Origin of the sequence: Kitasatospora putterlickiae (genome assembly GCF_039527695.1) — a bacterium.
In the GTDB taxonomy this organism is placed as follows: Bacteria; Actinomycetota; Actinomycetes; order Streptomycetales; family Streptomycetaceae; genus Kitasatospora; species Kitasatospora putterlickiae.
In genome coordinates, this window is record NZ_BAAAKJ010000218.1 from 1 (window position 1) to 13,104 (window position 13,104).

The window sequence follows — 13,104 nt, forward strand, 5'->3', positions numbered from 1 at the left end:
CCGGCGTCGTCGTTGAGCGGCTCGTCGGCGGCGAGCGCGGCCAGCCACTCGGCCTCGGTGCCGGGGGCTGCGGGCAGCAGCGACCCGTGCAGCTTGGCCAGGCCCCGGGAGGCGTGCGCGGCGATCGAGAAGACCGCGAGCCGGCGCGCGCGGTTGGCCTTGCGCAGCCGCAGGAAGACGATCGGCGACTCCTCCTCCGGCTCCAGGGCCACCAGCAGCGCCACCGGCGCGGCCTCCAGGTCCTGGTAGGTCACGCCCTCGCCGGTGAGGTCCACGCCCTGCCCGGCGACCGCGGCGGCCAGGAACGCCGTCTCCTCGCCGCTGTGCGGGCGGGCCCGGAAGTCCACGTCGTTGGTGCCGAGCACCACCCGGGCGAACTTGGCGTAGGCGTAGGCGTCCTCGACGGTGACCCGGCCGCCGGTGAGCACGCCGGTGCGGGCCTCGCGCAGCCCCTCGGCGGCGGCCGCCAGCGCCTCCGGCCAGGAGGCGGTGACGAGTTCGCCGTCCCGGCGGACCAGCGGGGCGGTGATCCGGTCGCGCTGCTGGGCGTAGCGGAACGCGAACCGGCCCTTGTCGCAGTTCCACTCCTCGTTGACCGCCGGGTCCTCGCCGGCCAGCCGGCGCAGCACCTTGCCGCGCCGGTGGTCGGTGCGCTGGGCGCAGCCGGACGAGCAGTGCTCGCAGACGCTCGGCGAGGAGACCAGGTCGAACGGGCGGGAGCGGAAACGGTAGGCCGCCGAGGTGAGGGCGCCGACCGGGCAGATCTGGATGGTGTTGCCGGAGAAGTACGACTCGAAGTCGTCGCCCTCGCCGGTGCCGACCTGCTGGAGGGCGCCGCGCTCGACCAGGTCGATGAACGGGTCCCCGGCGATCTGCTGGGAGAACCGGGTGCAGCGGGCGCAGAGCACGCAGCGCTCGCGGTCCAGCAGCACCTGGCTGCTGATCGGCACCGGCTTCTCGTAGGTGCGCTTCATCCCCTCGAAGCGGGAGTCCGTGTCACCGGTGGACATCGCCTGGTTCTGCAGCGGGCACTCGCCGCCCTTGTCGCAGACCGGGCAGTCCAGCGGGTGGTTGATCAGCAGCAGCTCCATCACGCCGCGCTGGGCCTTCTCGGCGACCGGCGAGCTGAGCTGGGTGCGGACCACCATGCCCTCGGCGACCGGGATGGTGCACGAGGCGACCGGCTTGCGCTGGCCCTCGATCTCCACGATGCACTGCCGGCAGGCGCCGGCCGGGTCGAGCAGCGGGTGGTCGCAGAAGCGCGGGACCTGGGTGCCGATCTGCTCGGCGGCCCGGATCACCAGCGTCCCCTTGGGGACCTGCACTTCGACGCCGTCGATGGTGAGCGTGACCAGCTCGACCGCGGCCTGGCCGCCCGTGGAGGTGGAGGGTTCTGTGATCGTCACGCGTGCACCTCCCTTTCGGTGGCGGACTGGTGGCCGGGGCGGGGGCCGTCGGCCCAGACGGTGGAGGCGGCCGGGTCGAACGGGCAGCGGCGCTCGGCGAGGTGCTGCTCGTACTCGGCCCGGAAGTGCTGGAGCGAGGAGACGATCGGGCTGGCCGCGCCGTCGCCCAGGGCGCAGAAGGACTTGCCGTTGATGTTGTCGGCGATGTCCAGGAGCTTGTCGAGGTCGCCCTCGGCGCCCTGGCCGGCCTCGATCCGCTTGAGCAACTGGACCAGCCAGTAGGTGCCCTCGCGGCAGGGGGTGCACTTGCCGCAGGACTCGTGGGCGTAGAACTCCGTCCAGCGGGTGACCGCGCGGACCACGCAGGTCGTCTCGTCGAAGATCTGCAGGGCCTTGGTGCCGAGCATCGAACCGGCCGCGCCGACGCCCTCGTAGTCGAGCGGGACGTCGAGGTGCTCGTCGGTGAACATCGGGGTGGAGGAGCCGCCCGGGGTCCAGAACTTGAGCCGGTGGCCGGGGCGGACGCCGCCGCTGATGTCGAGCAGCTGGCGCAGCGTGATGCCGAGCGGGGCCTCGTACTGGCCGGGGTTGGTGACGTGGCCGGAGAGCGAGTAGAGCGTGAAGCCGGGGGACTTCTCGGTGCCCAGGCCCTTGAACCAGTCCTTGCCCCGGGCCAGGATCGGCGGCACCGAGGCGATCGACTCGACGTTGTTGACCACGGTCGGGCAGGCGTAGAGGCCGGCGATGGCCGGGAACGGCGGGCGCAGCCTGGGCTGGCCGCGGCGCCCCTCCAGCGAGTCGAGCAGCGCGGTCTCCTCGCCGCAGATGTACGCGCCGGCGCCGGCGTGGACGGTGATGTCCAGGTCGAGGCCGGAGCCGAGGACGTCCTTGCCGAGCAGCCCGGCCGCGTAGGCCTCGGCGACGGCGGCCTGGAGCCTGCGCAGCACCGGGACGACCTCGCCGCGCAGGTAGATGAAGGCGTGGTCGCAGCGGATCGCGTAGGACGCGATGATCATGCCCTCGATCAGCGAGTGCGGGTTGGCGAACAGCAGCGGGATGTCCTTGCAGGTGCCCGGCTCGGACTCGTCCGCGTTGACCACCAGGTAGTGCGGCTTGCCGTCGTTCTGCGGGATGAACTGCCACTTCATCCCGGTGGGGAAGCCCGCGCCGCCGCGACCGCGCAGTCCGGCGTCCTTGACCAGGGCGATCACGTCGTCCGGGGCCATGGCGAGGGCGGCCCGCAGTCCCTCGTACCCGGCGTGCCGGCGGTAGGTGGCGAGGCTCCAGGGGCGGCTGTCGTCCCAGGAGGCGGACAGCACGGGGGTGAGCAGCTTCTCGGCCGGCTCGGCGGAGGTCATCACGCTTCGTTCCCTTCCTGGCCGGTGCCCTCGTGGCGGGGGGAGACGACGCGGGTGCCGCCGGTGCCGGGCAGGGCCTCGCCGCGGGCCAGCCGCAGGCCGGCCAGCGAGGGGGCGCCGCCGGCGCCGGACTCGTCGACGGCGCCGGGGCGCTCGTCGGGGAAGCCGGCCAGGATCCGGGCGGTCTCCTTGAAGGAGCAGAGCCGGGCGCCCCGGGTGGGGACGGCCTCGCGGCCCGCGCGCAGGTCGTCGACCAGCCGCTTGGCGCTCTCCGGCGTCTGGTTGTCGAAGAACTCCCAGTTGACCATCACCACGGGCGCGTAGTCGCAGGCCGCGTTGCACTCGATGTGCTCGATCGAGATCCGGCCGTCCCCGGTGGTCTCGTTGTTGGCGATCCCGAGGTGCTCCTGGAGTTCGGCGAAGATCTGGTCGCCGCCGAGCACCGCGCACAGGGTGTTGGTGCAGACGCCGACGTGGTACTCGCCAGCGGGCCGGCGCCGGTACATGGTGTAGAAGGTGGCGACGGCGGTGACCTCGGCGGTGGTGAGGTCAAGCTGCTCCGCGCAGAACCGGATGCCGGCCGGGCTGACGAACCCCTCCTCGGCCTGCACCAGGTGCAGCAGCGGCAGCAGGGCGGACCGGGCCACCGGGTAGCGGCCGATCAGCTCCGCGGCGTCGGCGGCCAGCCGGGCGCGCACCTCCTCGGGGTACGGCCTGGCCGGCAGCGCCGGCATCCCCAGTTGGACGTCTGTCACCGGTCCACGCCTCCCATCACCGGGTCGATCCCGGCCACCGCGACGATGACGTCGGCCACCTGGCCGCCCTCGCACATCGCCGCCATCGTCTGCAGATTGGTGAACGACGGGTCCCGGAAGTGGACCCGGTACGGGCGGGTGCCGCCGTCGCTGACCACGTGCACGCCCAGCTCGCCCTTGGGCGACTCGACCGCCGCGTAGGCCTGGCCGGCCGGGACCCGGAAGCCCTCGGTGACCAGCTTGAAGTGGTGGATCAGGGCCTCCATGGAGGTGCCCATGATCTTCCGGATGTGGTCGAGGGAGTTGCCCATGCCGTCCGGGCCGACGGCGAGTTGGGCCGGCCAGGCGATCTTCTTGTCGGCCACCATGACCGGGCCCGGGCGCAGCCGGTCCAGGCACTGCTCGACGATCCGCAGCGACTGCTTCATCTCCTCCAGGCGGATCAGGAAGCGGCCGTAGGAGTCGGCGCCGTCGGCGATCGCGACCTCGAAGTCGTAGTTCTCGTAGCCGCAGTACGGGTCGGTCTTGCGCAGGTCGTGCGGCAGGCCGGTGGCGCGCAGGATCGGGCCGGTGGCGCCGAGGGCGAGGCAGCCGGGCAGGTCGAGGAAGCCGACGTCGACCAGGCGGGCCTTGAACACCGGGTTGCCGGTGGCGAGTTTGTCGTACTCGTGCATCCGGGAGCGGAAGGTCTTCACGGCCTCGCGGATCTGGTCGACCGCGCCGGGCGGCAGGTCCTGGGCGAGGCCTCCGGGGCGGACGTACGCGTGGTTCATCCGCAGGCCGGTGACCAGCTCGAAGATGTCCAGGATCAGCTCGCGGTCGCGGAAGCCGTAGATCATCAGCGTGGTGGAGCCGATCTCCATGCCGCCGGTGGCCAGGCAGACCAGGTGCGAGGTGATCCGGTTGAGCTCCATCATCAGCACCCGGATGACGTCGGCCCGCTCGGGGACGTCGTCGGTGATGCCGAGCAGCTTCTCGACCGCCAGGCAGTAGGCGGTCTCGTTGAACAGCGGGGTCAGGTAGTCCATCCGGGTCACGAAGGTGGTGCCCTGGACCCAGCTGCGGAACTCCATGTTCTTCTCGATGCCGGTGTGGAGGTAGCCGATGCCGCAGCGGGCCTCCGTCACCGTCTCGCCGTCGATCTCCAGGATCAGCCGCAGCACCCCGTGGGTGGAGGGGTGCTGCGGGCCCATGTTGACGATGATGCGCTCGTCGTCGGCCCGGCCGACGGCCTCCACCACCTCGCCCCAGTCGCCGCCGGTGACCGTGAAGACCCGGCCCTCGGTGGTGTCCCGGGCACCCGCCTCGGCGGTGCCGTCCCGGTGCGTCTCCTCGTAGTGCTGGGTGTTCATCAGCTGTACGACCTCCGCTGGTCGGGCGCCGGGATCTGGGCGCCCTTGTACTCGACGGGGATGCCGCCGAGCGGGTAGTCCTTGCGCTGCGGGTGCCCCAGCCAGTCGTCCGGCATCATGATCCGGGTGAGCGCCGGGTGGCCCTCGAAGACCAGGCCGAAGAAGTCGTAGGCCTCGCGCTCGTGCCAGTCGTTGGTCGGGTAGACGCTGACCACGGACGGGACGCGCGGGTCGGCGTCCGGCGCGGTGACCTCCAGCCGGATCAGCCGGCCGTGGGTGATCGAGCGCAGGTGGTAGACCGCGTGCAGTTCGCGGCCCTGGTCGCCCGGGTAGTGCACGCCGCTCACCCCGAGGCAGAGCTCGAAGCGCAGCGCCGGGTCGTCGCGCAGGGTGCGGGCGGTGCGCAGCAGGTGCTCGCGGGCGACGTGGAAGGTGAGCTCGGCGCGGTCGACGACGGTCTTCTCGATCACCTCGGCCGGGTCGAGGCCCTGCTCCTCCAGGGCGCCCTCCAGCTCGTCGGCGACCTCGTCGAACCAGCCGCCGTACGGGCGCTCGGCGGCCGGCGGCAGGGCGATCGGGGCGACCAGCCCGCCGAAGCCGGAGGTGTCGCCGCTGCCCTGCGCGCCGAACATGCCCTGCCGGCGGCCGACCACCTCGACCGGGATCTCGCGGTGCGGCCGCTCGCGGCGGGTCTCGGGTACCTGGTCGTTCATCGCAGCAGCCCCCGCATCTCGCTCACCGGGGTCGCCTGCAGCGCGAGCGCCTCGCCCAGCTCCTCGGCGCGGCGCTTGTTCGCGCCGAGCGGCTCGTGCTGGATCTTGTCGTGCAGCTTCAGGATCGCGTCCATCAGCATCTCCGGGCGGGGCGGACAGCCGGGCAGGTAGATGTCCACCGGGACGATGTGGTCGACGCCCTGCACGATCGCGTAGTTGTTGAACATCCCGCCCGACGAGGCGCAGACGCCCATCGAGATGACCCACTTCGGATTGGCCATCTGGTCGTAGACCTGGCGCAGCACCGGGGCCATCTTCTGGCTCACCCGGCCCGCCACGATCATCAGGTCGGCCTGCCGGGGCGAGCCCCGGAACACCTCCATGCCGAACCGGGCCAGGTCGTAGCGGCCGGCGCCGGTGGTCATCATCTCGATCGCGCAGCAGGCCAGCCCGAAGGTGGCGGGGAAGAGCGACGACTTGCGCACCCAGCCGGCGGCCGTCTCCACGGTCGTGAGCAGAAAGCCGCTCGGCAGCTTCTCCTCGATTCCCATCAGATCCCTCTCAATGCCCTCAAGTCCGTTGGCTTGTCCGCACGTTCACAAAGTCAGCGGTCAGTCCCACTCCAGACCGCCGCGGCGCCAGACGTAGGCGTAGGCGACGAAGACGGTGGCGATGAACAGGAGCATCTCGACCAGCCCGAAGATCCCCAGGGCGTCGAAGCTCACGGCCCACGGGTAGAGGAAGACGATCTCGATGTCGAAGACGATGAAGAGCATCGCCGTCAGGTAGTACTTGATCGGGAACCGACCGCCGCCCACGGGCTGCGGGGTCGGCTCGATGCCGCACTCGTACGCCTCCAGCTTGGCCCGGTTGTAGCGCTTGGGGCCGGTCAGTGAGGCCATCACGACGGAGCCGACCGCGAACGCCGCCGCGATGGCACCGAGTACGAGGATCGGCGCGTAGGCATTCATAGCCCCCGCTCCCTCCGTCCAGTCGTCCTTGACTGCAGATCGGAACCGACGGGTCACGCTGCGGTGAACCCGGCGTTCCAGTTCCCCGGATCCACCCCATGTGAGGCAGTTCACAAAGCCTGGAACGAGCGCATCCTATGCCCGTCCGCTTGTGATCTGCGACACGCAGTTCAGGACGATCTTTGTGATCTCCGCCACCTTGCGAATCATGACGAAGGTGAGCATGACGAGATTTGTCAACGCATAGAAGTCAAATGGTCACAAGCAGTCGCATTTATCTGCGAAGCGGCTGGTCAGGGCCGCGTACCTATATCAACTATGCCTCGCCGGGAGCAAATTTCTGGGCGTCGCCTTGACGTGTTATGGCGGCTCACCCGCAGGGGTGGCGGCTCCGCGCACGCGCGCTTGACCCTTCGTTCACAAGCGCGCGAGCGGCCTTCGACCGGGGCCCGCGGTCCGCCGTCCTCGCGCACCGGCCCGGTCCGGATCAACGGTTTCCCGCCCCCTACCGGATCTCCACCCCGCCGTGGATGATGTCGCCATGCCAAGCCAGCCGTCCCCCACCCCTCGGAAGGCCAGTCAAGTGACGCGCAAGCACTGGGCGTTGATCGCCGCCGCCACCGTCCTGCCGCTCGTCGCGAGCACCGGCACCGCCGTCGCGGACACCCCGTCGACCGGTTCCGGCACCGGCGCGGCCGGGGTCACCTGCGCCTACACCCCGGCCGTCCCCGCCGACAACTTCAAGGGCATCCCGGTCTTCGACGCCCGGAAGGCGGCCAAGCCGTACAAGGCGACCCTGAAGACCTCCCAGGGCGCGATCACCTTCCAGGCGCTCACCGACAAGGCCCCCTGCACCACCTTCTCGTTCCGGTTCCTCGCCGAGCGCGACTACTTCGACCGCAGCCACTGCCACCGGCTCACCACCCAGCGGCTCTTCGTGCTGCAGTGCGGCGACCCGACCGGGACCGGCAGCGGCGGCCCGGGCTACTCCTTCCCGGACGAGAACCTGGAGGGCGCCACCTACCCGGCCGGCACCGTCGCCATGGCCAACGCGGGGCCCGACACCAACGGCAGCCAGTTCTTCTTCGTCTGGAAGGACACCAAGCTCTCCCCCGCCTACACCCCGTTCGGCCGGGTCACCGAGGGCCTGGACGTGCTGCGGCGGATCGCCGCCGGCGGCGAGGACGACCAGAACAGCCCCGGCGACGGCTTCCCGACGCTGCCGGTGAACATCCGCAACGTGAAGATCTCCGCCCGCTGAGCCGCCCGCCGGACTCCCGTACGGTGGAGCGGGCCCGACGACGGGCCACCGACACCGTACGGGAGCGGCACCGCATGGACAGCAGGATCTGGGAAAGCGTCGACCAGCTGGTCGCCTGGCTCGACGAGGAGAGCCCGCTCCCCCCGCGGGAGGAGCGGCTGGCCCGCATCCTCAAGCTCACCGAGGAGGTCGGCGAGGTGAGCGCCGCCGTGATCGGCGCCACCGGCCAGAACCCGCGCAAGGGCGTCACCCACAGCTGGGAGGACGTCCAGCACGAGCTGTGCGACGTGGTCTTCTCCGCCCTGGTCGCCCTGCGCACGCTCACCCCGGACGCGGCCCGGGTCTTCGCCGACCGTCTCGCCTACGTCGAGCGGCGCTCCGCCGCCAGCCGCACCCCGCGCGACTGACGGCCGGCGGCCGGCACCGGTCAGGCGTTCGGCGCGACCTTGGCCAGGCCGTTGATGACGCGGTCCATGGCGTCGCCGCCCTGCGGGTCGGTGAGGTTGGCGAGGAGCTTGAGGACGAACCTCATCAGCATCGGGTGGGTCAGCCCGCGCTGGGTGGCGAGCTGCATCACCTTCGGGTTGCCGATGAGCTTCACGAAGGCCCGGCCGAGCGTGTAGTAGCCGCCGTAGACGTCCTTGAGGATGCGCGGGTAGGCCTGCAGCGCGCGCTCCCGGCCGCCGTCGGTCACCCGCGCGAGGGCCTGGACGATCACTCCCGCGGCGATCTGGCCGGATTCCATCGCGTAGGCGATGCCCTCGCCGTTGAACGGGTTGACCATGCCGCCCGCGTCGCCGACCAGCAGCAGGCCCCGGGTGTAGTGCGGCTGCCGGTTGAAGGCCATCGGCAGGGCCGCGCCCCGGATCGGGTCGGTCATGTTCTCCGGCGTGTAGCCCCACTCCCGCGGCATGCTCGCGCACCAGGCCTTGAGCACCTCGCGCCAGTCCAGCTCGCCGAAGGCCGGCGAGGAGTTGAGGATGCCGAGGCCGACGTTGGAGGTGCCGTCGCCCATGCCGAAGACCCAGCCGTAGCCGGGCAGCAGCTTGCGCTGCCCGTCCCGGGTGTCCCACAGCTCCAGCCAGGACTCCAGGTAGTCGTCGTCGTGGCGCGGGGAGGTGAAGTAGGTGCGGTAGGCGACGCCCATCGGGCGGTCCTCCCGGCGGTGCAGCCCCATGGCGAGCGAGAGCCGGGTCGAGTTGCCGTCGGCGGCCACCACCAGCGGGGCCCGGAAGGTCACCGGCCGCTTCTCGTCGCCGAGCTTGGCGGTGACCCCGACGATCCGGCCGGTCCGCTCGTCCAGCACCGGGCCGCTGACGTTGCAGCGCTCGTAGAGCCGGGCCCCGGCCTTCTCCGCCTGACGCGCGAGCAGCTCGTCGAAGTCGGCGCGCTTGCGGACCAGGCCGTAGTCCGGGAAGGCCGACAGCTCGGGCCAGTCCAGCTCCAGCCGGACCCCGCCGCCGATGATCCGCAGGCCCTTGTTGTGCAGCCAGCCGTTCTCGGTGGACACGTCGATGCCCATGTCCACCAGTTGCTTGGTGGCCCGGGGGGTGAGGCCGTCGCCGCAGACCTTCTCCCGGGGGAAGCTGGTCTTCTCCAGCAGGAGCACGTCCAGGCCCGCCTGGGCGAGGTGGTACGCGGTGGTGGACCCGGCCGGGCCCGCGCCGACCACGATGACGTCCGCGGTGCTCTCCACAACGCCTGCGCTCAGGTCAACGGCGGTCTCGGACACGGTGGGCACACTCCTGCTGGGGGTCGGCCGGCCGGCGGGGGCCGGCGCGGCTGGGCTTGGACGAGTCTATGAGCCGCGGAGGGGCCGCGGCCGGGCGCTACGGCACCGGAGCCGCGGACGGTCAGACCTTGTAGGCCCGGTGCAGCGCGACGATCCCGCCGGTCAGGTTGCGCCAGGCCACCTTGGACCAGCCGGCCTCCTGCAGCCGGGCGGCCAGCGCCGGCTGGTCGGGCCACTCCCGGATCGACTCGGCGAGGTAGACGTACGCGTCCGGGTTGCTGCTGACCGCGGTGGCGACCGGCGGCAGCGCGCGCATCAGGTACTCGGTGTAGACCGTCCGGAACGGCGTCCAGGTCGGCGTGGAGAACTCGCAGATGACCAGCTTGCCGCCGGGCTTGGTGACCCGGAGCATCTCGCCCAGCGCCGCGTCGGTGTCGTGCACGTTGCGCAGCGCGAAGGAGATCGTCACCGAGTCGAAGGTGCCGTCGGCGAACGGCAGCCGGGTGGCGTCCCCGGCGGTCAGCGCCAGCTCGGGGTGGCGTCGCTTGCCCTCGGCGAGCATGCCGACCGAGAAGTCGCACGGGACGACCCGCGCCCCGGCCTCCGCGAAGGGCAGCGAGGAGGTGCCGGTGCCGGCCCCGAGGTCGAGCACGACGTCCCCCGGACCGGCGGCCACCGCCTCGGCCACCGCGCGGCGCCAGGCGCGGGCCTGGCCGAGCGAGAGAACGTCGTTGGTGCGGTCGTACTTGGCCGCGACGTCGTCGAACATCGCGGCGACTTCGTGCGGCTGCTTGTCCAGGGAGGCTCGGGTCACGCCCCCCATTGTTCACCCTGGCCCCGACGATCCGGGCAAGGGGGCGTCTTCCGGGCGCTCCGGGCTCAGTGCAGGCCGCGTCGCCCGCCCGCGCGGCGCCGCCGCCGCGAGCGCTTTCCCTGCGTTATCGCCGGCATCCCGTCGGCCAGCGCCCCGGTCGCCAGGGCGACCGTGGTGGCGAAGCGGTTCTGCCCGCTCCGGACGGCCACCGCCCGGCGGTGCCGCCGGATCCGCAGCATGCAGACGGCGAACATCAGCACCGCCACCGGCACGCTGAGCCGGGCCAGCCCGACGCCGACCGGCTGCGGGTAGGTGTCGCCGCAGATCCGCACGGCCTTCGGCTCGTCGGCGGCGTGCTCAAGGCAGACGGTCTCCCCGACCCTGACGCCCTCGGCCAGCGGCAGCGCGGTGGCGGTGTGGTGCTGACCGGCCGCCTGGTAGCTGACGGTGCTGTAGGAGCCGCCACCGTTCGGCAGCTGGGTCACCACGCCCTCGACCCGCACCGGGTGGGCCCCGATCCGGTCGGCCTGCTCGGCCTGACGCCAACCCAGCAGGCACATTCCGACGGCCAGCACGGCGCTGAGCACGGCGGTGACGTACCAGCCACGGCCCAACCGCGGGGATCGCTGCGGGGGGACGGTCGCGGATCGCATGGTTCCTGTCCTGGCTTGCGTTCGGGGCCTGGGACGGGGCCCCGCCGCCCGCGGGCACGGGCGAGGTGTGGTGAGGGTGCGGAGTGAACTGAGCGGGATGCTATCCGCTGGCGGGCCCTCAGGTCACGGCGAAGGGTCAATCAGGCCACCGGGACGAACCCGCAGTTCAGTGGCGTACGAAGCAAGTCCCGGACGTCGCAAGGGAGTACGAGGGCACCGGGTCGGACGGCGCGACTACCGGCGAGTAGGATGCGACCGGGGCGAAGCCGGCCGACGCGCTCAGCGCCGCCGGAACAGCAGCCGGCCGGCCAGCACCGTGGCCCGGCAGCTCCCGGCGAGCGGACCGTCCGCCCCGCCGGCCCCCCGCGCGAACACCGCGAAGTCCGCCCGTCCCCCGACGGCCACCCGGCCGTGCACCGCCTCCGCCGGCGGCAGCACCGCCAGCGGGTCCAGCGGCCCGGCCCCCGCGTCCGCCCCGGTCCCCGGCAGCACGACCAGCCCCGAGCGGGCCACCGCCGTCCGCACCGGGGCACGCTCGAACGGCCCGGCGACCGCCGTCACACCGGAGCCCAGCATCCGCTGCAGCCCGCGCCGGGCACTCGCCCCGCAGCGCGTCTCGTCCCGCTCCCCCGCCAGCCCGTCCGGCACCGGCTCGTCCCCGACCTCTTCGCGCGGGTCCGGATGGTACGCCCGCTCCAGCAACCAGTGCCCGAACGGGTTGCGCAGGCCCGGCGTGAGCAGCGCGTCGCCCCAGTCCCGGACCCGGGCGGACGGGTGCGCCGCCGCCAGGGCGGCGTACGGGCCGACCGCCTCGACCAGCTCGTCACGCACCAGCACCGCCCCGTCGGCGTACGACGGGGCGGCGGGATCGGCCGGGTCGGGCAGCACGAGGGCGGCCCGGTGCAGGGTCAGCACGGCGGAACGGGACCTCAGCCGTTGTCGAGGATCTTCAGCTCGGGGTGCGCGGTGCCGCCCTCGATCGCGGTGGAGGCGATGTGCGAGGCGACCCGCGGGTCGACCGGGTCGTTGGCCGGGTCGTCCAGCACCCGCAGGTGCTCGTAGGTGGTCGAGCGCTGCGCGGGGACGCGGTCGGCGGCCCGGATCAGGTGGATCAGCTCGGTGAGGTTGGAGCGGTGCTTGGCGCCGGCCGCCGAGACCACGTTCTCCTCCAGCATGACCGAGCCGAGGTCGTCCGCGCCGTAGTGCAGCGACAGCTGGCCCGCCTCCTTGCCGGTGGTCAGCCAGGAGCCCTGGATGTGGGCGACGTTGTCGAGGAACAGCCGGGCGATGGCGATCATCCGCAGGTACTCGAAGACGGTCGCCTGGGTCGACCCCTTCAGGTGGTTGTTCTGCGGCTGGTAGGTGTACGGGATGAAGGCACGGAAGCCGCCGGTGCGGTCCTGCACGTCGCGGATCATCCGCAGGTGCTCGATCCGCTCGGCGTTGGTCTCGCCGGTGCCCATCAGCATGGTGGAGGTGGACTCCACACCGAGGCCGTGGGCGGTCTCCATGATCTCCAGCCAGCGCTCGCCGGACTCCTTGAGCGGCGCGATCGCCTTGCGCGGGCGCTCCGGCAGCAGCTCGGCGCCGGCGCCGGCGAAGGAGTCCAGACCGGCCCGGTGGATCCGGGTGATCGCCTCCTCGACCGGGACGCCGGAGATCCGGGCCATGTGGTCGACCTCGGACGCGCCCAGCGAGTGGATCACCAGCTGCGGGAAGTCCGCCTTGATCGCCGAGAAGGCGCGCTCGTAGTACTCGACGCCGTAGTCCGGGTGGTGGCCGCCCTGGAACATGATCTGGGTGCCGCCCAGCTCGACGGTCTCGGCGCAGCGGCGGAGGATCTCGTCGAGGTCGCGGGACCAGCCCTTGTCGCTCTTCGGCGGCACGTAGAAGGCGCAGAACCTGCACGCCGTCACGCAGACGTTGGTGTAGTTGATGTTGCGCTCGATGATGTACGTCGCGATGTGCTCGGTACCGGCGTAACGGCGGCGGCGCACCGCGTCGGCCGCCGAGCCGAGCGCGTGCAGCGGGGCGGAGCGGTAGAGCTCCAGCGCCTCCTCCGGGCTGATCCGGCCGCCGCCGGCCGCCC

At 72.0% G+C, this 13,104-nt stretch carries 14 protein-coding genes; 2 read left to right on the forward strand and 12 right to left on the reverse strand.

Translation table 11 applies throughout. The annotated features are described in order from the left end of the window. The 7 genes from ABD308_RS21790 to ABD308_RS21820 all read right to left on the reverse strand — a co-directional run. The coding region (locus ABD308_RS21790) for an NADH-quinone oxidoreductase subunit G (RefSeq protein ID WP_344337772.1) at positions 1 to 1,406 on the reverse strand (1,406 nt) is incomplete at its 3' end. Continuing rightward, positions 1,403 to 2,764: an NADH-quinone oxidoreductase subunit NuoF gene (gene nuoF, locus ABD308_RS21795; RefSeq protein WP_344337774.1), complete on the reverse strand. Its 1,362-nt coding sequence runs from the start codon at positions 2,762 to 2,764 to the stop codon at positions 1,403 to 1,405. The genes ABD308_RS21790 and nuoF, both read right to left, overlap by 4 nt. Continuing rightward, complete coding sequence (gene nuoE, locus ABD308_RS21800) at positions 2,764 to 3,498, reverse strand: NADH-quinone oxidoreductase subunit NuoE (RefSeq protein ID WP_425554827.1); 735 nt, start codon at positions 3,496 to 3,498, stop codon at positions 2,764 to 2,766. The genes nuoF and nuoE overlap by 1 nt, the downstream gene beginning before the upstream one ends. A 17-nt stretch (positions 3,499 to 3,515) precedes the next feature. Continuing rightward, entirely contained in the window at positions 3,516 to 4,871 is a 1,356-nt protein-coding gene (locus tag ABD308_RS21805; protein ID WP_344337777.1) for an NADH-quinone oxidoreductase subunit D, read from the reverse strand. Further along, positions 4,871 to 5,584: an NADH-quinone oxidoreductase subunit C gene (locus tag ABD308_RS21810; RefSeq protein ID WP_425554826.1), complete on the reverse strand. Its 714-nt coding sequence runs from the start codon at positions 5,582 to 5,584 to the stop codon at positions 4,871 to 4,873. Before ABD308_RS21810 ends, ABD308_RS21805 begins: the two co-directional genes overlap by 1 nt. Then, complete coding sequence (locus ABD308_RS21815) at positions 5,581 to 6,135, reverse strand: NuoB/complex I 20 kDa subunit family protein (RefSeq protein ID WP_320435911.1); 555 nt, start codon at positions 6,133 to 6,135, stop codon at positions 5,581 to 5,583. The genes ABD308_RS21810 and ABD308_RS21815 overlap by 4 nt, the downstream gene beginning before the upstream one ends. Before the next feature lie 60 nt (positions 6,136 to 6,195). Then, a complete protein-coding gene (locus ABD308_RS21820) occupies positions 6,196 to 6,555 on the reverse strand; it encodes an NADH-quinone oxidoreductase subunit A (protein WP_014137597.1) in 360 nt (119 codons plus the stop codon). A gap of 583 nt (positions 6,556 to 7,138) precedes the next feature. Between ABD308_RS21820 and ABD308_RS21825 the strand changes: the two genes are divergently transcribed. Both ABD308_RS21825 and ABD308_RS21830 read left to right on the forward strand, forming a co-directional pair. After that, on the forward strand, positions 7,139 to 7,816 hold the full coding sequence (locus ABD308_RS21825; protein WP_344337780.1) for a peptidylprolyl isomerase: 678 nt from the start codon (positions 7,139 to 7,141) through the stop codon (positions 7,814 to 7,816). A 74-nt stretch (positions 7,817 to 7,890) separates the two neighbouring features. Next, a complete protein-coding gene (locus ABD308_RS21830) occupies positions 7,891 to 8,223 on the forward strand; it encodes a MazG-like family protein (RefSeq protein WP_344337782.1) in 333 nt (110 codons plus the stop codon). Positions 8,224 to 8,243: 20 nt separating this feature from the next. On the opposite strand, the gene ABD308_RS21835 is transcribed toward ABD308_RS21830, so the two are convergent. From ABD308_RS21835 to mqnC, 5 genes are all read right to left on the reverse strand, one after another. Further along, a complete protein-coding gene (locus ABD308_RS21835) occupies positions 8,244 to 9,548 on the reverse strand; it encodes a geranylgeranyl reductase family protein (protein WP_344337783.1) in 1,305 nt (434 codons plus the stop codon). Between the two features lie 121 nt (positions 9,549 to 9,669). Continuing rightward, positions 9,670 to 10,362, reverse strand: a complete 693-nt coding sequence (locus ABD308_RS21840; RefSeq protein ID WP_344337784.1) for a demethylmenaquinone methyltransferase — start codon at positions 10,360 to 10,362, stop codon at positions 9,670 to 9,672. A 65-nt stretch (positions 10,363 to 10,427) separates the two neighbouring features. Further along, positions 10,428 to 11,015 carry a hypothetical protein gene (locus ABD308_RS21845; protein WP_344337785.1) on the reverse strand — a complete coding sequence of 196 codons (588 nt, stop codon included), beginning with the start codon at positions 11,013 to 11,015 and terminating at the stop codon, positions 10,428 to 10,430. A gap of 279 nt (positions 11,016 to 11,294) precedes the next feature. Then, on the reverse strand, positions 11,295 to 11,930 hold the full coding sequence (locus tag ABD308_RS21850; RefSeq protein ID WP_344337787.1) for an amidohydrolase family protein: 636 nt from the start codon (positions 11,928 to 11,930) through the stop codon (positions 11,295 to 11,297). A gap of 14 nt (positions 11,931 to 11,944) precedes the next feature. Next, the coding region (gene mqnC, locus ABD308_RS21855; protein WP_344337788.1) for a cyclic dehypoxanthinyl futalosine synthase at positions 11,945 to 13,104 on the reverse strand (1,160 nt) is incomplete at its 5' end.

What these genes read in the sequence shown, in the direction of transcription:
- ABD308_RS21845 (WP_344337785.1), bottom strand. Translation starts at nt 11,015, where the DNA reads ATGCGATCCGCGACCGTCCCCCCGCAGCGATCCCCGCGGTTGGGCCGT.
- nuoE (WP_425554827.1), bottom strand. Translation starts at nt 3,498, where the DNA reads ATGCCGGCGCTGCCGGCCAGGCCGTACCCCGAGGAGGTGCGCGCCCGG.
- ABD308_RS21815 (WP_320435911.1), bottom strand. Translation starts at nt 6,135, where the DNA reads ATGGGAATCGAGGAGAAGCTGCCGAGCGGCTTTCTGCTCACGACCGTG.
- ABD308_RS21830 (WP_344337782.1), top strand. Translation starts at nt 7,891, where the DNA reads ATGGACAGCAGGATCTGGGAAAGCGTCGACCAGCTGGTCGCCTGGCTC.
- ABD308_RS21810 (WP_425554826.1), bottom strand. Translation starts at nt 5,584, where the DNA reads ATGAACGACCAGGTACCCGAGACCCGCCGCGAGCGGCCGCACCGCGAG.
- nuoF (WP_344337774.1), bottom strand. Translation starts at nt 2,764, where the DNA reads ATGACCTCCGCCGAGCCGGCCGAGAAGCTGCTCACCCCCGTGCTGTCC.
- ABD308_RS21820 (WP_014137597.1), bottom strand. Translation starts at nt 6,555, where the DNA reads ATGAATGCCTACGCGCCGATCCTCGTACTCGGTGCCATCGCGGCGGCG.
- ABD308_RS21805 (WP_344337777.1), bottom strand. Translation starts at nt 4,871, where the DNA reads ATGAACACCCAGCACTACGAGGAGACGCACCGGGACGGCACCGCCGAG.